Raw genomic sequence first — 22,289 nt, 5'->3', positions numbered from 1 at the left:
AGTTTAGTTCAGATCAGGTAAAAGTTGTGAAATCGTGTTGCCGGCATAGGCGGCGCGAAACAGCGCTCTCCAGGCGGCGGCGCGGGTTTGTACCAGGTCTGTTTCCGCGCGGTTAAGTACAAATAAAGCGGTGGTTACGTCAATAATATTGGTAAGTCCCCCTTTATACAGCACCATTTTTTGCCTGGCTGCGGCCTGGGCGGCGGCCAGTTGCACCGGCAGTTCTTTCAGCTTATCGCCTGAAGCGGCGATATCTGCTTCCGCCTGTTGCAGGAGGCCAGTGAGCGTAGTGCGGGTAGTTTCCAATTGTTCCCGCGCTGCTTCCGCCTTATAATCCTGTACCGCCACCTTTTCGTGGGTACGTTTCAGGTCGGTGAGGTTATAGGTAATTCCCAACCCCAGTAAATAGTTGTACCTGCTGTATCCCAGTCCACTCCAGAGATTTTTATCGTATACGTCATTGAACGATCCGCTGGAGCCGCGCATCCATCCGGCTGCCATCAGGTTAACTTTAGGCAATCTTGCTTTGCGAATCACGTCGGTAGCAGCCCGTTGCTGTCCGTAAATGGCCTGGTAGTATGTCAGCAAAGGATGTGCGCTGATACTATCCGGAGGCACGAGTCCGAGCAATACGGGCAGGCGTTCATTGTTCACCTCATCCGGTTTGATCTGTGCGGTATCCAGCCCGGTGAAGGTAGATAGCTGAATGCGTACCTGGTTGTAGCTGTTGTTGATATCAAGGAGGTTGAGCCGCGCTTTGGATAACTCCGCCGCCGCCACGGCGCTGTCCACGCCCGGCTTCAAACCATGTAATACGATAGCGGCTACCGCTCGTAATACTTCGGCATTCCGTTGAATATTATCCGATGCTATTTTCTGTAAAGCGTGTAGCCGTAACAGTTCGAGATAATTTTGTATGACCAGCACGGTCAGCTGGTTGGCCGTATTATTGAGATCGGATTGCTGTACTTTCAATGCCTGTGCGGCTTCCCGTTGCTGGCTGCCATAGGCGCCGAAGTTGTATACCTCCCACTGCATGGCTGTCATCGCAATATTGCCACTCATCAGGGTGCTGTTGTTTTCAGCCCGGATACCTCCGGAGGTGGAGGGTATCATTCCCAATGTAAAATAAGAGCCGTAAATACTGTTATCTGTACCCGCGTCCAGCTGTTCATGCAGTTTTATGTCCGGGTACCAATTATGCTTAATATCTGTCAGGTTGGCCTGCCCCGCTTTTACCTGGGCTGCCTTGGCTTTCAGTGCCGGGTAGTGCTCCAGGGTAAGCGCGATGGCGCGGTGCAGCGAAAAGCTATCCGCTGCAGATTGTGCGAACGAAGATGTGAAAGGAAAAAAACATAGCAACCACCCACACAACTTCTTCGCGATCATATGTGCGTTCATAAATCGACGAAAAAAGAATGAAATAAAAAAGGAATAGAATGTGGTGATCAGGCTGTTGGCGGGCCTCTCCAGCTTCTTAGTGGTATGGGTACGCTGAGGTAAGGGTTGAAATAATATCCACGCTGGGTTTTGTCAACGTAAATAAAACGGGGAGCAAGGGCAGATAATAAAGGAGGACAAACTTTTTCATGTCCGTAGCTGTCGTTGATGCCAACGGGTCTGCGTTTAAACCGGGTGATGGTAGCCCTTATCCGGGGTGCTTCTACCCGTTGTACTACCACTATGCCGTGGTTAGCCACACGAATATTATCAAGCGCATTCCTTTGCAGGATTTCGCTGTGTACCTGCACATGGGGCAGGAACATTATCGCTATCCATACAAAGAATAATTGGCGGAATAATTTCATGTGGTATACTTCTTTCTGCTGCACTAAGTTATTTAATACCAGGCTGACTAGTATCGTTGTACCTGGTATTTTAACCAAATTTTAAGGTGCCGGGGTAAGATACTATGTATAACAGAACAGCCACGGAAATATTTCCGTGGCTGTTCTGTTATACATTTCATTAAGCAGCTTTACAGCCTGAACTTCACCCCTACGTTAGCACCCAGGCCACCGATATTGATATACGATTTCAGGTCGTTAGATGCCTTGCTATCATCTTTATAAATTACTTTCGTACCCTGCTGGTTAATGGGGGTGTTGGAGTTCTGATCCAGGGTAGTCTGGTAGATGGTATGTTTTTCGGCATAACTCAGCTGGTCGAGGCTACGGAAAGTCTCCGCTACGACCTTCCCGTCGGCGACCAACTTCGTAGTTTCGTTATATTGCGTAATTTCTTTCTCCTTACTTTTTACCGGTACATTTCTGTATTCCGTTTCTACAAAAACATCAAAGCGAGGCCCTACTTTAAAAGAAACGCCCAGTGCTCCCTGGAAACCAAGGGTCACATTGGGTTTTATTTCTTCTTTGCGACTGATCGTCGTCAGTGCCTGCGTGGTGGGCGATACCGCAGTTGTTTGGTTGGCGTCTGTTTCTATATACAGACGACCCCATAGTGGTACCACAAATCCAAAGCGCACATAGGGATTTACCTTTTCGTATCCCGGGCTAACCACCAGGCTGGGCGCAAAATCCACTGCGTTGACATAGCCGTGCGATTCCACATGTCCCAATTCTGTATTGCCGCCTACCAGCGTGGTAGATTGGCGGGTCATCAGGTTTTTCCGGCTGTGATAATAGTTGAAGGAGGCTTCTACCGCCAGGTATTTGTTGATATTATACCCTACCGACAAGCCTCCCCTGAAGCCTTCTCCATAGGAACCAGTGAGCACCCTGCGGCTCAGCGTGTCCATATGATTGGCGTTGGGACTGCCGGGATTAAACTGCGTATGCAAATCCTGCGGCGGATAAGGCCCTACATTCGGAAACTGTCCGGGTGATACGCTAAAAAAATAGCCACCGGTTGCTTTGAGATACCATTTGGAATGGGCGGAGGAATTGTCCTGGGCTTGGGTTACGAGGGTTACAGCGGTTAACAACACGACTGTCCCGAATTGGAATAGCGTTTTCATAAACATAGTTTTGGTGTTATTCTATTGGAAGTTAATTAATTATTACCAAATAAATATCACCAAAACCAATTAATTAAAATGCTTCTGCCAGTGACAGGTACAGCCCTTTCTGCCTGGCTTCGCCTGTATGTTTTTCTCCTACGGCATAGTCTATACGAATAGTAAGACGGGAATTTTCATCATAGAAGTAGCGGATACCTGCTCCGTAACTGGGTTTGAAGCCAGCCAGGCTAAAATCGTGATTGGAAAATACACTGCCTGTTCCAGCGAAGGCGGCCAGTGCAAATTTCGGCTTAATATCTACGAACCAGATATGGATACGCATTTTCGGATCGATGAGGTACCGGTACTCAGCTTGTCCAGCCAGGTAATTCTGGTCACGGTACCTGCCGGTATAGTAACCACGCATAATATTGTCATTACCCATTTCAGGCAGCAGGTAAAAAGGTAGTTGTTTTCCCTGTAAGCTCTGGAAGAGGCCATTGAAGCCGATGGTACTTTTGGGAGAGATGGGAACAAAATGTGATCCCTGCGCTTCCAGTTTAAACAGCGGATGCTTACTGAGGAATGAGGGTGCATACGCCACATTCAGCTTGAGCCACCAACCGTGACGGGTATAGTTTTCTTTGTCGCGGTTATCGAAGATCCCGGTGAGCCCGAGGAAGGTCACATAGCCTCCGTCTTTGTCGACCAGGGGCATGGTGTTATAAATCCCTTTATTGTCGCTGCTGCTGTAAGTATCGTGCTGATAAAGTATGGATGCACCGGCATAAAAATGGCCGGATACCCGGCGTTCGCCTTCCAGCTGTACTTTATAGCGGATATTATCTACGAGAGATCTGGTATCATGACGTGTTGTGTCTCCTATACCGAAGAAATACAGCGGGTAGTTCTGGTAACGGAGGTTTCCTTTAAAATGCCAGGTATTGGCGCGTGTCCAGATATTGGCCTTCAGGTCTATTTTAAACTGCTTTTCCGTGGTGATAGCGGGAATCAGGTTGAGCGTGGAGTTGCGGGTAGTATGATCAGGGTTCTTGTTGTCGGTATAAAAAGAGTACAACATAGCCGCCCCTATTTCCAGTCCTTTTTCCTGGGAATATCCTAATACCGGTAATGGAAAAAAACTACGTTTGCGCATGCCAACACTATCGTATAGTCCTTGCTGTTGGGAGGAGGTTTTCTTTGAAACGCTGTCCTGTTGTGCCATGGCGCCGGTCGCTGATAATACTAGTAAAGCCGAGATATGGAGGTTTTTACGCATAGGCTGCAAATGTAAGGATTTACATTTACAGCCACGTTTTCCGTTTATGATCAGGGCCGGTCAGAATGTCCCAAACTTTTCTCCGGGTTTACCCGGTCCCTGACCAGTTGTTTCAGGTGTTTGATTTCCGGGAAATGACCGGCGTCTTTGCGGTCAAATATTTTTTCCTCGCCCAGGAAAATGATATAGGAGCCTCCAATTTCGCTGGGACGCAGGGTAACCCCACCCAGGTCGTCGGTAAAAGTGGTGAGCAGCTCCTGGGCCAGGTAAGCTGCTCTCAGCAGCCAGCCGCATTTAGGGCAATATTCTATCGTAATAACAGGTTTCATATATTGTCTGCTTTAATATTTGTGCAATGGCCGCATGACAAAATCAATGTGCTCCGGCGGCAGTGAAAATTCAGCGAAAGATACAATCCTATTTGGTTTATAGGCATAATAACACGAAATACCTGTCTGTCACATGAATATTTTATATCAACTTCCTTTGAATCGTGGCACATTATCTTTAATTTTAACCTATATTAATTGTGGACCGCCCCGAATCGCTCCACCCTAGTCACTGCCAACATTTATATATTATGCTGCCGGCCAGTCCTTTGAAAAAATGTGCTTTAATCCCCCTTTTCATGTTCTTGCTGTCGCCTGCGGTTACAGCTCAGCAAAGTATTAACGATAGTCTGCAAACAGCCCTACGCCTGCATCCCAAGAACGATACTATTAAAATAAACTTGCTCAATCAGCTGGCCAGGAATTATTTCACACAAAATGCCGCCATGGCAGAGCAATATGCAGCATCAGCCTTGCAATTGAGCGACAGCCTCCATTTTACAAAAGGAAAAATATGGGCGCTGCGTAACCAGGCCCTGGTTGAAAATACCCGGGGTAACCTGGATCATCAAATGCAGCTGACCCTCAACGCGTTAAAACTGGCCGAACAGGACAACGACTCCTACACCCTGGGAGTCCTGAACAACGATGTAGGGAATATTTTCATCGAGCTAAACAGCCCCCGGGATGCCCTCGCCTATCTTAAAAAGTCGATGGAGATCAAGGAAAAGCACCGGGAAAAATCTGAAATCGGGAAAACACTGAACAATATCGGATCTGTCTACATCACCCTCCAACTGTATGATTCTGCCATGTACTACCTCGAAAAGGCAGAACAAATTAAAATAGCCCTGCATGACCAACGTGGCCTGGCCTTTACCTATGAAAATATGGGTATCGTTTCTATGTTACAGTCGCGTTACGACAAGGCCTTACACTACCATTTGCTGTCGGAAGCCTATTACCGGGAAGCAAACAACCTCCCGGGTGTAGTGAAAGCGAGTCTCAACCTAGCGGAAGTACAAACCATGCTGGGCGACCTGAAGGAAGCCGATAAAAACCTTGACAAAGCCCAGGCCCTGAATCAGCAGCTGGGCAATGTAAAAAACGAGATGATCTATTACAAGATCCGCTATGAGCTGGACTCTGCCCGGAAAGACTATGCTGCGGCGCTCCGGAGTTACAAGGAGTTCAGTACCCGTAATATCGACTTCTTTAATGCCGAAAAAGGACGACAGATTTCCCGTTCGCAAGAGAAGTATGAGTCGGAGAAGAAGCAACGGGAAAATATTATACTGAAGAAAGAACAACACATGCACCTGGCCACGATACAACAGCAACGGGTATTGGTGCTATCTGCCGCGGCCCTCTTTCTCGCCCTGCTATTGATTACCGTGATGGTATACCGCCTGTATAAACGCCAACAGGAACTTTACCTGGAGCTGAATAACAAGAACCGGGAAGTATCCATGCAAAACCGTATTATCCTGGAGCAGAACAGCACCCTGGAAAACCTGAACCAGGTGAAGGATAAAATATTTTCTGTGATCTCCCACGACCTGCGCTCGCCGTTGGCCATCCTGGAAGGACTGTTATTCCTGCTGAAAGATGAAAAGATTGATGCCGGACAGTTCCGGATGTATACCGATGAACTCTGGAGAGATGTAAAAAATACGGCCTATATGATGGACAATATGTTGCAATGGGCCAGCAACCAAATGAAGGGCATCGGTGTAAAGGCCGATGACTTCGATGTAACCCTTTTGCTCAGCCGGGAATTTGAATTGCTGCAAACCCTCGCCAGACAAAAAGAAGTAAGATTATCGCAGGAACTGCACGAATGCATCATGGTATATGCCGATCCGGATATGATCAAACTGGTATTGCGCAACCTGATCAACAACGCTATTAAATTTACGCCCAGTGGCGGCGAAGTCGTTATTACCGCGCGGCAGGATGGCGAATTTGCAGAGATCACTGTTAGGGATAACGGTACCGGTATCCCCGTAGAAAGCCAGCACCGCATCTTTTCCAACATCTACTACTCTACCACCGGTACACAGAATGAAAAGGGATGTGGCCTTGGATTACACCTCTCCAAGGATTTTGTGGAGCGCAACCATGGACGGATCTGGTTTAACAGTATGCCCGGCACCGGTAGCAGCTTCAGTTTTACGATCCCGGTTTCGGAAGACCAGGATACTAACGCCCGTGGCTATACGGTAGTGGTACAGGACCACCCGGTTACCGGCGTAAAAGTATTGAGAAGGTAATCACAACAGCTCAATGGCGGTGGTATGCTTGATTTCAGTCATCACAAATGAACTATGTACCTGCCCTATATTTTCAATCGCCGCCAGTTTATTAGTCAGGAAATGCTGGTAACGCCGCATATCATCTACCACTACCTTCAGCAGATAGTCATAAGTACCGGCCACATGATAGCATTCCATCACTTCCGTCATACCCGCGATGGCCGCTTCAAACTTCTTAATCAATGGTTGTGAATGCAGCTGCAAGGATACATTACAGAAAGCCATCAGTGTTTTACCCACTTTATCTCCTTCCAGCAGGGTAACGTAACTTTTAATCACCCCGCTCTTCTCTATTTTTTTCAGCCGCTCATAAGTAGGTGTAACAGATAGTCCTATACGATGAGCAATTTCCTTAGTATTTAACCGGGCATCCTGTTGCAGTAACTGTAATATGCGCCGGTCCGTTTTATCCAGTGTGTCCATGGCAGTTATTTTTTTCTGTAAGACGGTACCGGAAGGCACCAGGACGGTTATTTAAATCTATCCATAGGCCAAAAATAGTATATATTTTCTGTTATATCATATACTATAGTTTAATTAAGTTACACTGGCTTACTTTTACAGCATCATACACCTGTAACCAATGATTATGAAAAAGAACCGGCTGGCTGCTCCTGATGCAGCAGCGCTACAGCAACTCCTGGCGCAGGTAGCATCCTGCACCAAAGATTTCCTCGGGTATCCCGTGTCTAAAGATTTTGATTACAGTCCACTATTACCTTTCCTGCAATACCCTTTGAATAACCTGGGCGATCCGTTTGTGCCTTCTACCTACGGTGTGGGATCCAGGGAGATGGAAAAAGAAGTGGTATCGTTCTTTGCGAACCTGTTTCGCGCACCGGAAAATGACTGGTGGGGATATGTGACCAATGGTGGTTCGGAAGGTAATTTATATGGCTTATACCTCGCGAGGGAGCTGTATCCCAAGGGAATGGTATATTATTCGGATGCCACGCATTACAGTGTACAAAAAAATCTGCACCTGTTGAACATGCCCGGGATTATCATACGTACCCTGCCCAATGGAGAAATTGATTACGATGACCTGGAGCATACGATCAGCATAAACCGGCATTTACCGGTGATCATGCTGGCCAATATTGGTACCACGATGACAGAAGCGCGGGACGATGTAAAACGTATTAAAGATATCCTGAGAAAGCTGGCCATCCGACATCATTATATCCATGCCGATGGCGCGTTGTCGGGCAGTTATAGTGCCTTCCTGGCGCCGCGGCCGGCCTTTGACTTTGCAGATGGCGCCGACAGCATCGCCATCAGCGGGCATAAATTTATTGGTTCTCCCATTCCGTGCGGCGTGGTGGTGGCCAAAAAATCGAACCGCGACCGGATTGCGCGTTCAGTGGCTTATATCGGCAGTATGGATACCACCATTACCGGATCGAGAAACGGGCATAGCCCCCTGTTTTTATGGTATGCGATTAAATCCCTGGGGATAGCGGGTTTAGAAGAAAGGGCCCGGCATAGTTTGGCGGTGGCGGCCTACGCAGTAGAACGGCTAAACGAAAACGGGATTGCGGCCTGGCGCAACCGGGATGCCATTACGGTGGTATTTCCCGACCCGCCGGCAGCGGTACGCCAACGGTGGCAGCTGGCGTCTGAAAATGGCTGGTCGCACCTGGTATGTATGCCCAATGTAAGCCGGCAGCAGGTAGATGCATTCATTGACGCGCTCACGCCGGCGCTGGCAGCCGTCTAGTCGACGCCTTCAGCAATCGCCATGATCTCTGTGTTGAGCGCCCGGCGAATCTGGCGCTCTATTTCCTTGTTGGCCAGCGGCATGAGCAGTTGCACTTTAAACTGAACAAAATCCTTTTTGATTTCGATGGTTTTCAGGGCAAAGCTGTCCGGCGTAAAATTAGCGGAATAGGGTTCTACCGCCCGTCGGAGGCGCTCCTCCAATCCCCGGATGGTAAAAGGATGCTTGTGATCCAGTTCAAATTCCAATGTCAGCTTTTTGATATTTTGTTTGGACTGGTTCACCACGATGGTAGTAAACACAACGGAGTTGGGAATGATTACAATATCATCGTCTTCATTTTGCAATACCACGTTAATGAGGGTAATATCCTGTATTTTTCCTTTATAGTCGCCAATGCGTACATGATCTCCCAATGATAACTGATCGGAAAACATGATGATCAGTCCATTGATCATATTGGTAATATAATCTTTCGTTAGTAGCGCAATGGCTGCAGCCACGATGGTAATACTGGTCACTAATCTCAGCAGATCGACACCAAAAAAGAGCATGATGGCCAGTCCCAGGAAAAAAGTATTCAAGACAGAGGTAATCCTGTTAATACCTAACACAAAGTTGTCTTTTTCCAGTGGTTTGCTGCGGTTACGGCGAGTATACCAGGAAATAACCAGCAGCCAGGCCAGTGAAATAACGAGGTTAGCACCTAGGAAAAAAGACAGGACATTTGCCAGTTTAGAGAGCCATGGTAAATAATTAAAAAAGGCAGGATGTTCAATATTCGCATAAACAATACAGAGATATACCACCAGTTTAGCCAGGAAGATAACCCGCTCCCGGCGGTTGGTATTCTTATAGGTTTTATCGGTTACCATCATAGTTGTACACAGTCGCTTTAATTGTGCGAAGGTACAACGGCGAATTGGTTTGTGAGGCAATCCTGTTTATTTCATTTTATCGAGGATATCTTCCCAGATGATGCGGGCAATCTGTTCTGATTCCACGGTGCGGATGCTTCCTTCCAGTGTGTCTGTGTGATCGGCGGTAAAGGTATTAGTATGAGGTTCAAATTCTTCCAGTACATGTTCACTCACGTCGGGTACAACCTGGAAGGCGGTTTCCAAGGCGCCTCTATCGATGGTTATCACCAATCCATAGGGCTTACCTTTGATGATCACAGTGATGCTGTGCTTTTCCATACAAAAAAGGCCGCAAGGTATATACCATAAATAAAGGCCAGTGCTATCTATTCACCGGCCTTTGCACGTATATTGAAAGGACTACAAGTAATCATGGTCAGGCCATGGCTGTCGTTTTTTTACGCGCTGCTGACTTTTTCTTTGGCGCTGCTTTCCTGGCAGTTGCCTTTTTGGCGGTGGTGCGTTTTGTGGCAGTTTTTCGGGTGCCTGCTTTTGCGGTAGATTTTTTAGCAGGAGCTTTCTTAACTGCAGTCTTTTTAGCAGTACTGCTCTTGGCCGTTGTTTTCTTTGCAGTAGTTTTCTTAGCCGTCGTTTTCTTCGTAGCACGTTTTGCCGGCGCCGCTTTCTTCGCGGTGGCTTTCCTGCCGGTTGGCTTGTCAGGAACCTTGGCTCCTTCTTCCCTGGCTTCAGATAGGCCTATGGCGATGGCTTGCTTAGGATTCGTAACCTTTTTACCGCTCCTTCCACTTTTTAGCTTACCCTCATGCATTTCATGCATACTTTTCTCCACTTTACTCTGGGATTTTTTTGAATACTTTGCCATGTCAAAAAAATTTAGATGGGTTAAGAAAAGAAATAACGCAATGTTAAAAACAAATTATAAGCCATGGAAAATGAGTGTTTTCCGTAGGAAAAAGCGTAGAAATGGGCCTTAACTGTGTTAAAAATTCTATGGATTGTGGAATGTATTGCCCCATATTGCCGGGGCGATATTACCCGATAAGAGGGCTGGTATAGCAATATGAGTGGTGGCACATATCTTGATCGACTTCCAGGGAATATTTAACTACTATCACTATAAAAAACTTCAGGATTATGGAAGACATCAGATTTCAACATGCCACGCCAGTAACTCATTTACAGGAGTCGAATCCCGAACAGAAAACCAAACACAGTAAACGCGGATTCGCTTCTATGGACCCTGAGCAGCAACGTGCCATATCAAGAGAAGGTGGAAGAGCAGCGCATCAACAAGGTGTTGCCCATAAATTCACTTCTGAAGAAGCACGTGCTGCGGGCAAAAAGGGCGGCGAAGCGGTAAGTAAAAACCGTGAACACATGGCTACTATCGGCCGGAAAGGCGGTACTAACCGAGGTAAAAAGAAAAACAGCGTTGAAAGTAATAACCAGCAATAACCCAGGCAATGGGTTATTGCTTTTTTGTGGAGAGGATACTGCCCCAGTCCTCTTCTTTTCAGCGGCTGTGGATATAAGGAGATCTTTCCTATATTTATTGCTTTTTATCATATGGAAGCAAAAAGACGCTGGCTCTATTTTCTGTTAATCGTAGCAAATATCCCCTTAGGCCTGGCCACCCGCTGGGCGCCTCAATATTTCCCTGATCTGATGAGAATTTATGGAGGGGATGTATTGTCTGCCACGTGTATTTTCTTTGCCATTCGTTTCCTGTATCCTGTTACCCCGCTTTGGAAAATCGGTATCAGCAACTACCTGGTTTGTTTCGCCATTGAGTTGCAGCAGCTATACCAGGCCGATTGGGCCGTACGGTTCCGGAATACCCCTGCCGGCATCCTGCTGGGACATGGCTTCCTGTGGAGCGATTGTGTATGCTATGCCGTAGGTACTCTCGTGGCGCTGGCGATTGCCTGGCTGCTTGAAAGAATAATTTAGTTATATTTAGCGAAACGCAATAATCGACTTCTTATGCTGATCCTGGCCAAAATCCTCATTGCCTTTGTGATGCTGGAACATCTGTTTATCCTGTGGTTTGAGATGTTTGCATGGACCACCCGTGGGCCCAAAATATTCAAACGCTTTCCCAAAGAACTTTTTCCGGCCACTAAATCACTGGCGGCCAACCAGGGCTTGTACAACGGGTTCCTGGCAGCCGGGCTGGCATGGACTTTTTTCATTGACGACCCGGTATGGTGGGCCCAGATAGCTATTTTCTTTTTAAGCTGCGTTAGTGTAGCCGGCATTTACGGGGCATTTACTGCCGACAAAAAGATTTTCTTTACCCAGGCATTGCCCGCCCTCGCCACTTTATTCATCATTTTGTTTATATGATACTGGTGTCTGATATCCGGATTGGTAACTACGTGGCCTGGTTTGACTACAATATGGAGGAAGAAGTCTTTATTGCAGAAGGTATCCTGGATGGTTTTGTGTATAACTCCCGGCTACCCCGCAGTAAACTACCTTTTGAAAAGGTGAATCCCGTGATATTGGATCTTTACCTGCTTACCCGCTTTGGTTTTATCAAAGGGGATCCGGAATATGGTGAAGATGTAAATGTATATTCCCTGAAATACAACCGGCTGGATAGCATGCATATCCGGTATGAAAACGGTATCTTCCAGCCCATGGCCGATGCGCCGGGAGGACTGGTACCCTATGGACGCCCGCTGGTACATGTACATCAGCTGCAGAATCTTTTTCACGCCCTTACCCGCGATGAATTAACCCTGTTTGAATAGCAGCCGCCGCCAACTTTATGAGTACGAAATTTGTTGACCTATGTGAGATTTCTTCATCTCTAAAAAAATGCTCTATGGGTACCACCGACACTTCTCTCATTCAAAGCGCTGCAGCCCTCGATACACTTTGTATTAATACCATCCGCTTCTTGTCTGTAGATGCCGTACAGAAGGCAGATAGCGGCCATCCGGGGCTACCCCTGGGCGCTGCTCCCATGGCATATGTACTGTGGACCCGCTTCCTGCGGCATAGTCCTGACGACCCGTTGTGGTTTAACCGCGACCGGTTCGTATTATCCGCTGGACATGGCTCGGCATTGTTGTACAGCCTGCTCCACCTTACCGGTTATGACTTGCCGATGGAGGAGCTGAAGCAGTTCCGGCAATGGGGCAGTAAAACGCCCGGACACCCCGAGCGGGGCCTTACACCCGGCGTAGAAGTAACTACAGGTCCGCTGGGGCAGGGTTTTGCCAACGGGGTGGGTATTGCCATGGCAGAAGCTTACCTCGGCGCGCGGTACAATAAACCGGGTAATGCTGTGGTGGATCATTACACCTACGCCCTGGTAAGCGATGGGGACCTGATGGAGGGCGTTGCTTCTGAAGCGGCGTCACTGGCAGGGCACCTGAGATTAGGCAAACTGATTTACCTATACGACGATAACCGTATTACCCTGGCTTCCGCTACACCGGTCACTTTTACAGAAAATCATGCCCAGCGTTTTGCTTCCTATGGCTGGCATGTACAGCAGGTGGCAGACGGCAACGACCTGGAAGCGATTGACCAGGCTATCCGGGCCGCGCAGGCGGAAACAGAGCGGCCATCTATTATCCTGGTACGCACGCATATCGGCTATGGCTCTCCCAATAAACAGGATACCTGTGCTGCGCATGGCAGTCCGCTAGGCGAAGACGAAGTAAAACGCACCAAGGAAAACCTGGGATGGCCGGTATCGCCCGATTTCCTAGTGCCTCCCGAGGCGCTCCAACATTTTCGTGTAGCCGTTGACGATGGTAAGCGATGGGCGGATAAATGGGAAGAACAGATGGCTGTTTATGCGCAGCAATATCCAGAGCTGGCACATGAATTACGGGAGCTGATACATGATGTACTGCCGAAAGACTGGGATAAGGATATCCAGCCATTTGCCGCCGACCCGAAGGGATTGGCTACCAGGGCAGCTTCGGGGAAAGTGATGCAGGCATTTTTCCATCATTTGCCCGGATTTATTGGCGGTTCGGCCGATCTGAATACGTCTACCAATACCGAATTAAAAGATGCCGGCAATTTTGAAAGTCCCCTGATGAAGGACGGTGATTTACAGGGCGCTGCCGGTGGTGAATGGAGTTATGCTGGCAGGAACATACAATACGGCGTGCGGGAACATGCCATGGGGGCTATTTCCAACGGTATGGCTGCGCATGGAGGCATTCTCCCCTACTGCGCCACCTTCCTTACTTTTTCCGACTATATGCGGCCTTCCATCCGCCTGGCTGCATTATCGGAGTTGAAAGTGGTGTATGTATTTACGCATGATAGCATTGCCATGGGGGAAGATGGTCCCACCCACCAGCCGGTGGAGTTACTGGCTGCGTTGCGCGCCATTCCTGACCTGGTAGTGATCAGGCCCGCCGATGCCAACGAAACGCTGAATGCCTGGCAAATGGCCATACAACTGCCACAACGGCCGGTGGCACTTATCCTGTCGCGACAGGCCGTACCTACCATAGATCGTAATAAATATGCGGCGGCCAACGGGCTTCGTTTTGGTGCTTATATACTGGCCGACGCCCCTGATGGTAAACCTGACCTGATTTTAATAGCAACCGGTGCAGAAGTGGGACTGGCATTGGCTGCACAAGAAAAGCTCCAGGCTTCCCATATTGGCGTACGTGTAGTATCTATGCCCAGTTGGGAATTATTTGAAGCGCAAACGCCCGCGTACCGCGACCAGGTGCTCCCTCCCGCTGTTACCGCCCGGGTATCCATAGAATCGGGTATTTCACAGGGATGGGAACGATATACCGGAACAGCGGGCATCCAGGTGGCGATGAACCGCTTCGGGGCTTCCGCACCCGGACCGGTGCTGTTGCGCGAGTTTGGCTTCACTGCCGACAACATTTGTGAACGCGCGCTGGCATTATTGAAAAAATAATCACCCTTCATGAAAAAACTGGTTGTATTTGACCTGGATGGTACATTGGCCGAAAGCAAGGGGGCTATTGATCCTGAAATGAGTACATTGCTTTACTCCCTATTGCAGGTGGCCAGGGTAGCCATTATATCTGGCGGCGCCTGGCCCCAGTTCCAAAAGCAGGTGCTGGCACACCTGCCGGATGATGAACGGCTGCAAAGGTTATCCATCTTACCTACCTGCGGTACTCAATTTTATGAATATAACCGGGGATGGAATAAGCGTTATTCAGAGGACTTCAGCGCCGAAGAAAAGGCAAAGATCATCCAGGCGTTGCAGGCCGTAGTGGCTACCCTGGGTTACCAACCGGCGCAGCATTGGGGAAAACCGATAGAAGACAGAGGCAGCCAGATTACCTTCTCTGCCCTGGGACAGGAAGCGCCTTTGGCAGAAAAGAAAAAGTGGGATCCTGATTTCGCCAAAAGACAACAGATGAAAACACTACTGGAAAAAATGATCCCCGAATTTTCCATCAACCTGGGAGGCACTACCTCCGTAGACATCACCAAACCGGGTATAGACAAGGCTTACGGCATTCATAAACTAAGAGATATCCTGATTATCGGATTACCGGAAATGTTGTTTGTAGGCGATGCCATTTTCCCTGGTGGCAATGATTACCCGGCAAAAGAAACCGGCGTAGATTGCATTAAAGTGCGCGATCCCGATGAAACAAAGCGGGTAATAGAAACGATCGTGGTTTGCTATGCTGTTTTATGAGACAGCAGTACCTGTAGTATTTCCTGCAAACTTACCGCTCCTACGGCGATTACGTCGTCGCCGGCACCGTAGTAGATATAGAGGGTATCGTTGATTAGTACGGTGCCGGTAGGAAAACAAACATTATCCACATCTCCCCTGGTTTCCCAAACCCGCTCAGGTACCAATATAGGATGTGGCAGGCGCGCCCGCACTATCTGCGGATTATCCAGGTCCAGGAGGGCGGCGCATCCCACGTAGATAAAGCCTTTTGTGGTTTGCCGCACTCCATGATAAATCAGCAGCCATCCTTCCGGCGTTTCTACTGGTGGGCACCCTCCGCCTACGTAGCTGCTTTCATAGGCATATTTAGGCGTTAGCAGTAAGTGCTCATGGAAATGCAGGAAATAATTTTTCCAGAAGTCCGGGGTTAATTCGGAAATCTCGTTGACGGCTACTACTTGTATATCGGGCTTGATGCGATGCAGGAAATGCAGTTTACCTTTTATTCTTCTTGGGAAAAAGATAACATCTTTATCCCACAAACGGGCGCTATTGCTGTTGAATAAACTATACTTTTCATTGAGCGGCGCATGCGTGGAAGCAAGTTGCAGGAACGTTTTTAGCTCCATTTGCGCTACGATGAGTCCTTCCTTTTTAAACTGCCTGCCATCTTTGGAGGTAGCCAAAGCGCCACAGGCATTAACGCCATCGTAGGCAGTATAGGTAAGGTAGTACAGGTCATCGATTTTCACCACCCGCGGGTCCTCCATCCCTTTGGCTTCATAGGTATGCTCAGGAAAGAGAATGGGCGAAGTAAGCCGTTCGGCTACCGTGAGCGGATCGCTCAGGGCGCAAAAGCCAATGGAAGAATGGTTGCCTCGCCGGACCGCCCGGTAATAAAACAGGATTTGGTTTCCATCTTTGATCGTGGCGGGATTTAGTACACCTTCGTTTTCGAAAGCCATGGCAGTTTGTCTTAAGATGACTCCCTCTTTTTTGATCCGTATCATGCCTGCAAGGTTTGTTATTAAGATATTCATCTAACAAAAACAGGCTCATAATGTTTTTTAGGAAGCGTAGATAATTGAATGAGTAATCAAAAGCATATTATTAATTAATATTTTATTAATCAATAATAATCAATCAATAGCACTTATGGAAGTGCGAAGCAGGCACATAAAAAAAGGACGAACCGATTTAACTCGTGTTCGTCCTTTTGTTGGTGACTCCGTCTGGATTCAAACCAGAAACCTTTTGATTCGTAGTCAAATGCTCTATTCAGTTGAGCTACGGAGCCGTTCCCTATTGGGACAGCGAAGATACGCCATTATTTTATTTCTAACAAATTATTTTTCAATAATTTATACCTGACAGCTTTTCTTCAGATATTTTATTTTGATAGAAAATGCTGCAACCGGTGTTGCAGCATTTTCATTTTTTGTGACCTCATCTGGATTCAAACCAGAAACCTTTTGATTCGTAGTCAAATGCTCTATTCAGTTGAGCTATGAAGCCATTCCCGTTTTGGGATTGCAAATGTATAATTTGTTTTTTATTTATCAAAAAAAATATCATCTTTTTTTATGACACTATCGTTAACGGCTATACGGATACGCTGCCCCGGTAAGGGGGACAGCGTATCATGGTTGGTTGTTTATGCTACAGTAGCACATGCTTCTTTTCTCTGGTAGAGCATTTCCTTTTCGCCATAGAGGCGTTCGGCGATAATGCCTTTTTCCCGGCTCAATGCAATGAGTTGATCCGATTGTATAATGGGATTGGAGGCAGCGGTATACTTGATACTACTGATAAACTCCAGCCATGGCTCCATTCCCATCGCATATATGTATACTTCCCGGGGGTGAAAAATATCGACCAATGCCATTCCTTTCTCACAATCGGATCCTGCCAGGCGGCGACTATGATCAAACTCCCGGCTTATTTTCTTCGTCATCAGCGGGCCATAGAGCCAGGTAAGCGGCGCTCCATCGCATTCCATCCCCAGAAACATGACATCTACGTCGCCGATAGCGCGTTGAATGTGCTGGTAGAGGGCCGACTCAATAATCCTGGAATCGGCCAGGAACAAAAGTTTGAAAGCGCCTATTTTAACCAGGTAGCACGACTTGGTGAGAATATTCAGGTCGCTGTGCTCACCCGTGAATGGCAGGCCGGTGATCGTAGCGTCTGCGAAGGGGATCGTTTCCATTTCGTCGATCGCCACTACCTGCCGGAAGCCGGCATACTGGAACATGAGCCGCAGGTCCGGGTCTTCGAGGCTACCGCTATTGGTACGGGGCACAATCAGGTGTTTTATTTTATGCCGCAACGGTAAGAGTGTTTCAAATAAAATATGATCCTGGTGATTGTGGGTAATCAGTACATAGTCGATAACATCGGGCAGATCTACATCAGAAAAATGTTCCACATCGGAATGATAGCCATAGTAACTGATGAGCGGGTCTACCAGGATGCTGACATCTTTCGTTTCCACCAATATGCAGGCATGACCGAAGTAACGCATGCGGATTTTGTCGCCGATATAACGCTGATAAGGCGGCGGGGCTTCTGTTGTAAAGAAGGTATTAAACAGGCCCTCCTGTTGTTCAGTTATGCCCAGCAAGGCTTTGATCTCAGCCGGATCGCGGGGCTCCCGCTTCATGCGTGACAGTGCATCGATCCCGGGATGATCGAATGAAAGCGGCAACTGCAGCACATGATCTTCCTCCAACCGGGGAGTACTCAGGCAAAACGGGCGGTGATCGTTGTCGGTAATCCACAGCGCGATGCTTTGTCCTTTGCGATTATAGTATTCGCTATTATACAACAATGATTCAAAAAAACGGAAGTCCGCATTATTATTACGATCGTAAAAAAGTTCCACATATCCTTTGAGCAGGTCGGGTACCTGTTGGTATAATGGCTCCAGTCCGGCGCCTATGGCGGTTGTAGCCAGGAGTGTGTCCAGTTCTTTTACGGCGGTGGCAAACCGGATCATATGGTCCTGTTCTGTGCAGGTATGTTCATACAAACGCCTGACTTCTTCCAGGCGGTCGACTGCTACATCCATGAAAGGTCCTCCTTTCATTTTGGGATTGCGTACTGCTTCCGCATGAATGGCCGGCGCTTTCAGGTAGGATTCCATTATTGTCAGATGCCGGCCGGCGATATTCATTGCCGCCGTGGCCGGAGATAACAGGTGGCTCCAGGCATACCATCTATCTACCAATGGTTCTATGACCACATTGGGCTTAAGGTATAATTTTTTCCCAGTCATACTTCAGGTGTTTTTGTATAGAAGGATATTTTATTTTCGGTGGGCGGGTAAAAATTTCTCTGCTAGCAGCATCGAATATGTGTTTGATTTTTTATTCAACTATCCTTATATTGCATTATACAATAGCTTAATGCTACCGTATGCGAAACAGAAATTATTTTTTCCCTTAAAAAATCATCGTTATGGTTATCCCATAAAAGACTATCCGTGACTTGATTGCTGTTTATATTTCTAAATCGGAGAGATACTACCCTATAATTCAGTTATGTGTGTTAACAACTGTCATCCAGGAGATTCAAGCATCACGTGATCCCTGTCTATGCCAGACCAAAATAATAGGCGAAATTCACTGCCCTTACAGCATTAAACGATAGTAGTCAGATGTTATGATGTTTTCAAAAATAATGTGATACCCTTTTACATCTGTCGGATTAACCACCCGGCGGGCATTTGTTAATTAATATGATAGCTGAACGCCCAATCCAATCCATTGACGTAAATGATAACGCCATGCAAACAGCTCCAGGTGACATCCTTTTATGTATTGTAGATGAGCACAAAATTATCCGGAACGCTCTTGCCAGCTTATTTTCGAAGCATCATCACATACGGGAACTGATAGAAATGGAAACCGAACACGAGCTAATGGAGCAGCTATATAAGGGCAAACAAATGAATGTAATTCTCTTTCACTGGTCCAAACCCGATAAAGAAAAGAAAGCCTGTTTACGCACTATACATCAGCAATATCCTTTTATCCGCGTACTGGCGATGTCGCAACACTTTACCCCCGAAGTCATCAATTCTCTGCTCGACCTGGGCGTATGTGGTTTTTTCACCAAAAATACCGACAGCACCGAATTGCTTGAGGCGATCAGCCAGGTGGCTGTTCGTGGGCTGTACCACAACAAACTCGTAGCAGATGCACTTTACTGGCGTGCGGCCCAAATAGCCCATCATGGCCCGGAAACGGGTAAAACCCCTCCCCTTACTCCCAACCAGGAAAAGGTGCTCCACTTACTGTGGCAGGAAAAAAGCACCCAGGAAATCGCGGCGGAGATATTTGTCAGTATCAGTGCGGTGGAAAAGATAAAGCAACAGCTGAAAGAGATGACAGGCGCCAAAAATACGATCGGCCTGATTAAGTATGCCCTCAAAAACAGTATTATCTGATCATTCCTATTGCCGCTTTATTTTCATTCTTTGCCTGGCTTCCTCCAGGATCGCTTTCCTGTCCATTTTTTTGTCGTCTGCTGCCCCGGCTTGTCCCTCGCGGATATAGCGGCCCAGCGCTTTCACATTGGGGTAACGATAAAATACTGTTTCATCCAGCACGATATTGCAATCCATTTCCAACATGCCCCTGATTGTTTTTATTGTGAGCGATGTACAGCCCAGATCGAAGAAATTGTCTTTTATATTCAGCGTTCCTTCCAGCTGCAATGCTTTTGCGCATACTTTAGCGAGTGTTTGTTCTATTGCTGTAGCCGGCACTCCTTCACCGGCGGGTTCCAGGTCGCTGAGCGCTTCGGCCAGCCTGGTCAGCGATTCCTGGTATAAGCCCGCCAGGTAGTCTTCCCGGAGCTTGAACCGCTGTACTTTGCCGCTGGTTGTTTTCGGAATTTGTTTTACCGGTATCACCCGGCTTACCTTCACTCCTGTCCTGGTACTGATGTGGCGCCTCAGTGAGTTCATCAATGCAATAAAAGGCTGCATTTTTCCTTCGTAGGCCACGAAGAAAAAGACTTCATCGGTATGTAATACATTGTTGTGAATGCCGCAGGCCACTGCTGCGCGGTCTTTCGTCCATTCCAGTTCTGCCGCCACCATATCGAGGTCGTTGGGATAGAAATTCTGTCCCTGTATAATAATCATTTCCTTATGACGGCCGGTGATAGTCAGTCTGCCTTCCTGCATAAAGCCCAGATCGCCGGTATTGAGCCAGCCATCTTCCTGCGCTATCTGGTGGCGGCTTTCAGGCAGGTTATAGTATCCGCCGGTTACTGCCACACCTTTTATTTTTATCAATCCAACGGTATTATCGGGAAGTACAGCGCCTTCCGTGTTCATGATGCTTACCGCCGTTGTAGTAGCGCAGGCGCCCAGGTCTACGAATGATACGGACTGCGCATCATTGTCGGTGGCATATACTACGGTGTCGCCTATATTAAGCTGGTCCCTCAACAGCCGGTGCACTTGTATAGGCCCTTGTGAAGCCTGTGCAGCTACCCCCAGGGTAGCCTCTGCCAATCCATAGGCTGGTCGTATTACATGAGGAGGTAATCCTGCCGGCGCGAGCGTTGCCTGAAAGCGCTGACAAACTTCTATAGAAATGGGTTCTGCGCTATTCAGCAATATCCGCACACTTTGCAGGGCATCGGGAGAAAGCCCCGCCGGCAGCTCCGTTTCCGCTACATATCTATAGCCGAAGTTAGGGGAGCCACTAACGGTTACCCGGTGCCTGGCCATGCTTTCCACCCAGAGCGCAGGATAGGTAAGGAAAAGTATAGGCGGAATCAGGTAGTGTGATGCATGCAGGTAAAGCGGCAGCATGTGGAAAAAGAGCATTCCCATGTCGTGGGTCAGCGGCATCCATCCCATAAAGCGGTCTTCCTTCCTGAGTCCGAAGCAACGGGCCATATCCACCAGGTTTTGCAGGATGCCTTCATGGGTGTTCATGACGCCCTTGGGAACACCGGTAGAACCGGAAGAGAACTGTAAGAACGCAATTTGTTCCGGCGGTACAGACACCGGTGCGGCTGTTGGTCCGGAAATGTCTGTTGGCTTCAACACCAGTATCCGCTCTTTTACCAGGTGACCGGCCGCCACTTGCTCCATGCGGGCGGCGTAATCCGAAAAATCGGTGGCCAGGTAAGGATGTGAGAGCGACTTCCAGATGTTGGCAATCTTCATCGCCACCGTTTCTCCCACGCCGAAGGTAACGGGCACCGGGATGATGCCGCCTATTACACAAGCCCAGAAGATCTTTATAAAGTAAATATCTGACTGAAACTGCAGCATCAACTCATTACCAGGTTGCAAGCCGGCCTGTTGCAAACGCCATAAGAGGCAGCGGGCATCCTGGTATAATTGGCGGTAGGAAAGCTGTTCCTCTTCTCCTTTGCCGGCTATCAGGGTGAGCTGCCGGTCTGTTGCGGCGGCAGCCATGAGCATGTCGATAAGATTTTTCACGAATAGTGTAGCTTAAGCGGTTAATACATCGAAAAATATCTCCTGTACCTGTATTTCGTTTTCAGGCACCGGGCAAGCGGTGGCCAGGTGGCAAACGACCTCGTTGCCCAGGTTCAATTCCGACAGGTACCATTTTTCCTCTTCTATGATGGCACTGTTGTTATGAACACCAATAGCATTCATCGGTAAATGCAATCCTTTACCGTTGGCCTTTAGCAGGGCTTCTTTACGGGTCCAGTGATAAAAAAAAGACCGGTATATGTCGGGAGCCGCCTGTATTTCCTGCCATTCCGTTTCCTGCATCTGGGGCGCCAGGTACGATAACTCCACCGGCTGCACTACTTCTACGTCTACGCCTATACGCCCATTGGTACTCACAGCGCATATCACTATGTTTCCGGAATGGGAGATGTTAAAATCGACCGGAACATTTTCTAAGAAAGGCTTTCGGAAACGGCTATACGTTAACTGCGCCAGTATATCCGTTGCCGCAGGGTAAATTTTCATTAGCTCCCGGCGCAACAGGATTTTCCCCAGCATACCTGCCTGGGCATCCTGCCAGCGATGAAACTTCCCTATCTTTTCCTGCTCGCCTGCCGGCAACAACGACATTCCTTTGCTGAAAAGGTCTGCCGGCATTGGCGTCTGGCGGTCGAAATACAGGTAGCTGACAGATAGCATGCG

General features: G+C 48.0%; 22 protein-coding genes and 2 tRNA genes. 9 read left to right on the top strand and 15 right to left on the bottom strand.

The genetic code is table 11. The annotated features are described in order from the left end of the window. Positions 1-3 precede the first annotated feature (3 nt). From FHW36_RS09645 to FHW36_RS09625, 5 genes are all read right to left on the bottom strand, one after another. Complete coding sequence (locus tag FHW36_RS09645) at positions 4-1,401, bottom strand: TolC family protein (protein WP_145666254.1); 1,398 nt, start codon at positions 1,399-1,401, stop codon at positions 4-6. A 47-nt stretch (positions 1,402-1,448) separates the two neighbouring features. Beyond that, on the bottom strand, positions 1,449-1,808 hold the full coding sequence (locus FHW36_RS09640; RefSeq protein WP_145666251.1) for a hypothetical protein: 360 nt from the start codon (positions 1,806-1,808) through the stop codon (positions 1,449-1,451). A gap of 170 nt (positions 1,809-1,978) precedes the next feature. Beyond that, the gene (locus FHW36_RS09635) at positions 1,979-2,977 is read right to left on the bottom strand and encodes an outer membrane beta-barrel protein (protein WP_186452371.1); all 999 of its coding nucleotides are present in this window, start codon (positions 2,975-2,977) and stop codon (positions 1,979-1,981) included. 73 nt (positions 2,978-3,050) lie between these two features. Continuing rightward, positions 3,051-4,238 (bottom strand): BamA/TamA family outer membrane protein, encoded by a 1,188-nt coding sequence (locus tag FHW36_RS09630; protein WP_145666245.1) that lies wholly within the window; start codon positions 4,236-4,238, stop codon positions 3,051-3,053. A gap of 50 nt (positions 4,239-4,288) precedes the next feature. After that, positions 4,289-4,567, bottom strand: coding sequence for a SelT/SelW/SelH family protein (locus FHW36_RS09625; protein ID WP_145666242.1), 279 nt, complete (start codon positions 4,565-4,567; stop codon positions 4,289-4,291). A 299-nt stretch (positions 4,568-4,866) separates the two neighbouring features. Here FHW36_RS09625 and FHW36_RS09620 point away from each other — a divergent pair, with 299 nt between their 5' ends. After that, entirely contained in the window at positions 4,867-6,840 is a 1,974-nt protein-coding gene (locus tag FHW36_RS09620; RefSeq protein WP_186452370.1) for a tetratricopeptide repeat-containing sensor histidine kinase, read from the top strand. Here FHW36_RS09620 and FHW36_RS09615 read toward each other — a convergent pair whose 3' ends face one another. Then, positions 6,841-7,305 carry an Lrp/AsnC family transcriptional regulator gene (locus FHW36_RS09615; protein ID WP_145666238.1) on the bottom strand — a complete coding sequence of 155 codons (465 nt, stop codon included), beginning with the start codon at positions 7,303-7,305 and terminating at the stop codon, positions 6,841-6,843. Between the two features lie 166 nt (positions 7,306-7,471). On the opposite strand from FHW36_RS09615, the gene FHW36_RS09610 reads away from it, so the two are divergent. Continuing rightward, on the top strand, positions 7,472-8,602 hold the full coding sequence (locus FHW36_RS09610; RefSeq protein WP_145666235.1) for a histidine decarboxylase: 1,131 nt from the start codon (positions 7,472-7,474) through the stop codon (positions 8,600-8,602). Here FHW36_RS09610 and FHW36_RS09605 read toward each other — a convergent pair. The 3 genes from FHW36_RS09605 to FHW36_RS09595 all read right to left on the bottom strand — a co-directional run bounded on the left by FHW36_RS09605 (position 8,599) and on the right by FHW36_RS09595 (position 10,345). Continuing rightward, positions 8,599-9,480 (bottom strand): mechanosensitive ion channel family protein, encoded by an 882-nt coding sequence (locus FHW36_RS09605; RefSeq protein ID WP_145666232.1) that lies wholly within the window; start codon positions 9,478-9,480, stop codon positions 8,599-8,601. The two genes, FHW36_RS09610 and FHW36_RS09605, sit on opposite strands and share 4 nt — an antisense overlap. Before the next feature lie 66 nt (positions 9,481-9,546). Beyond that, positions 9,547-9,801, bottom strand: a complete 255-nt coding sequence (locus tag FHW36_RS09600; protein ID WP_145666230.1) for a hypothetical protein — start codon at positions 9,799-9,801, stop codon at positions 9,547-9,549. 97 nt (positions 9,802-9,898) lie between these two features. Continuing rightward, on the bottom strand, positions 9,899-10,345 hold the full coding sequence (locus FHW36_RS09595) for a DUF6496 domain-containing protein (protein ID WP_145666227.1): 447 nt from the start codon (positions 10,343-10,345) through the stop codon (positions 9,899-9,901). Between the two features lie 272 nt (positions 10,346-10,617). Here FHW36_RS09595 and FHW36_RS09590 point away from each other — a divergent pair, with 272 nt between their 5' ends. The 6 genes from FHW36_RS09590 (at position 10,618) to FHW36_RS09565 (ending at position 15,154) form a co-directional block, all read left to right on the top strand. Further along, positions 10,618-10,938 carry a KGG domain-containing protein gene (locus FHW36_RS09590; RefSeq protein ID WP_145666225.1) on the top strand — a complete coding sequence of 107 codons (321 nt, stop codon included), beginning with the start codon at positions 10,618-10,620 and terminating at the stop codon, positions 10,936-10,938. A gap of 111 nt (positions 10,939-11,049) precedes the next feature. Beyond that, complete coding sequence (locus FHW36_RS09585; RefSeq protein WP_145666222.1) at positions 11,050-11,433, top strand: ribosomal maturation YjgA family protein; 384 nt, start codon at positions 11,050-11,052, stop codon at positions 11,431-11,433. A gap of 33 nt (positions 11,434-11,466) precedes the next feature. After that, the gene (locus FHW36_RS09580; RefSeq protein ID WP_145666220.1) at positions 11,467-11,829 is read left to right on the top strand and encodes a DUF1304 domain-containing protein; all 363 of its coding nucleotides are present in this window, start codon (positions 11,467-11,469) and stop codon (positions 11,827-11,829) included. Beyond that, complete coding sequence (locus FHW36_RS09575; RefSeq protein ID WP_145666217.1) at positions 11,826-12,239, top strand: hypothetical protein; 414 nt, start codon at positions 11,826-11,828, stop codon at positions 12,237-12,239. Before FHW36_RS09580 ends, FHW36_RS09575 begins: the two co-directional genes overlap by 4 nt. 74 nt (positions 12,240-12,313) lie before the next feature. Then, positions 12,314-14,395 (top strand): transketolase, encoded by a 2,082-nt coding sequence (tkt, locus tag FHW36_RS09570; protein ID WP_145666214.1) that lies wholly within the window; start codon positions 12,314-12,316, stop codon positions 14,393-14,395. Between the two features lie 9 nt (positions 14,396-14,404). Next, entirely contained in the window at positions 14,405-15,154 is a 750-nt protein-coding gene (locus FHW36_RS09565; RefSeq protein ID WP_145666211.1) for an HAD-IIB family hydrolase, read from the top strand. On the opposite strand, the gene FHW36_RS09560 is transcribed toward FHW36_RS09565, so the two are convergent. The 4 genes from FHW36_RS09560 to FHW36_RS09545 form a co-directional block, all read right to left on the bottom strand. Then, on the bottom strand, positions 15,139-16,146 hold the full coding sequence (locus FHW36_RS09560) for a glycoside hydrolase family 130 protein (RefSeq protein WP_145666209.1): 1,008 nt from the start codon (positions 16,144-16,146) through the stop codon (positions 15,139-15,141). The two genes, FHW36_RS09565 and FHW36_RS09560, sit on opposite strands and share 16 nt — an antisense overlap. Positions 16,147-16,356: 210 nt before the next feature. Continuing rightward, positions 16,357-16,433, bottom strand: a tRNA-Arg gene (locus FHW36_RS09555). A gap of 144 nt (positions 16,434-16,577) precedes the next feature. Further along, positions 16,578-16,651: transfer RNA gene (locus FHW36_RS09550), tRNA-Arg, on the bottom strand. A 139-nt stretch (positions 16,652-16,790) separates the two neighbouring features. After that, a complete protein-coding gene (locus FHW36_RS09545; RefSeq protein WP_145666207.1) occupies positions 16,791-18,413 on the bottom strand; it encodes an MBL fold metallo-hydrolase in 1,623 nt (540 codons plus the stop codon). Between the two features lie 510 nt (positions 18,414-18,923). On the opposite strand from FHW36_RS09545, the gene FHW36_RS09540 reads away from it, so the two are divergent. Continuing rightward, the gene (locus tag FHW36_RS09540; RefSeq protein WP_186452369.1) at positions 18,924-19,586 is read left to right on the top strand and encodes a response regulator transcription factor; all 663 of its coding nucleotides are present in this window, start codon (positions 18,924-18,926) and stop codon (positions 19,584-19,586) included. A gap of 6 nt (positions 19,587-19,592) precedes the next feature. Here FHW36_RS09540 and FHW36_RS09535 read toward each other — a convergent pair whose 3' ends face one another. Together FHW36_RS09535 and FHW36_RS09530 are read right to left on the bottom strand one after the other, a co-directional pair. Then, a complete protein-coding gene (locus FHW36_RS09535) occupies positions 19,593-21,605 on the bottom strand; it encodes a non-ribosomal peptide synthetase (RefSeq protein WP_145666203.1) in 2,013 nt (670 codons plus the stop codon). Positions 21,606-21,617: 12 nt separating this feature from the next. After that, positions 21,618-22,286 (bottom strand): 4'-phosphopantetheinyl transferase family protein, encoded by a 669-nt coding sequence (locus tag FHW36_RS09530; RefSeq protein WP_145666201.1) that lies wholly within the window; start codon positions 22,284-22,286, stop codon positions 21,618-21,620. Positions 22,287-22,289 lie beyond the last annotated feature (3 nt).

The sequence above is a fragment of the Chitinophaga polysaccharea genome, from assembly GCF_007829335.1.
Taxonomy (GTDB): domain Bacteria; phylum Bacteroidota; class Bacteroidia; order Chitinophagales; family Chitinophagaceae; genus Chitinophaga; species Chitinophaga polysaccharea_B.
Note: the sequence above shows the minus strand (reverse complement) of the source record. Positions and strands in the feature narration are given on the sequence as shown.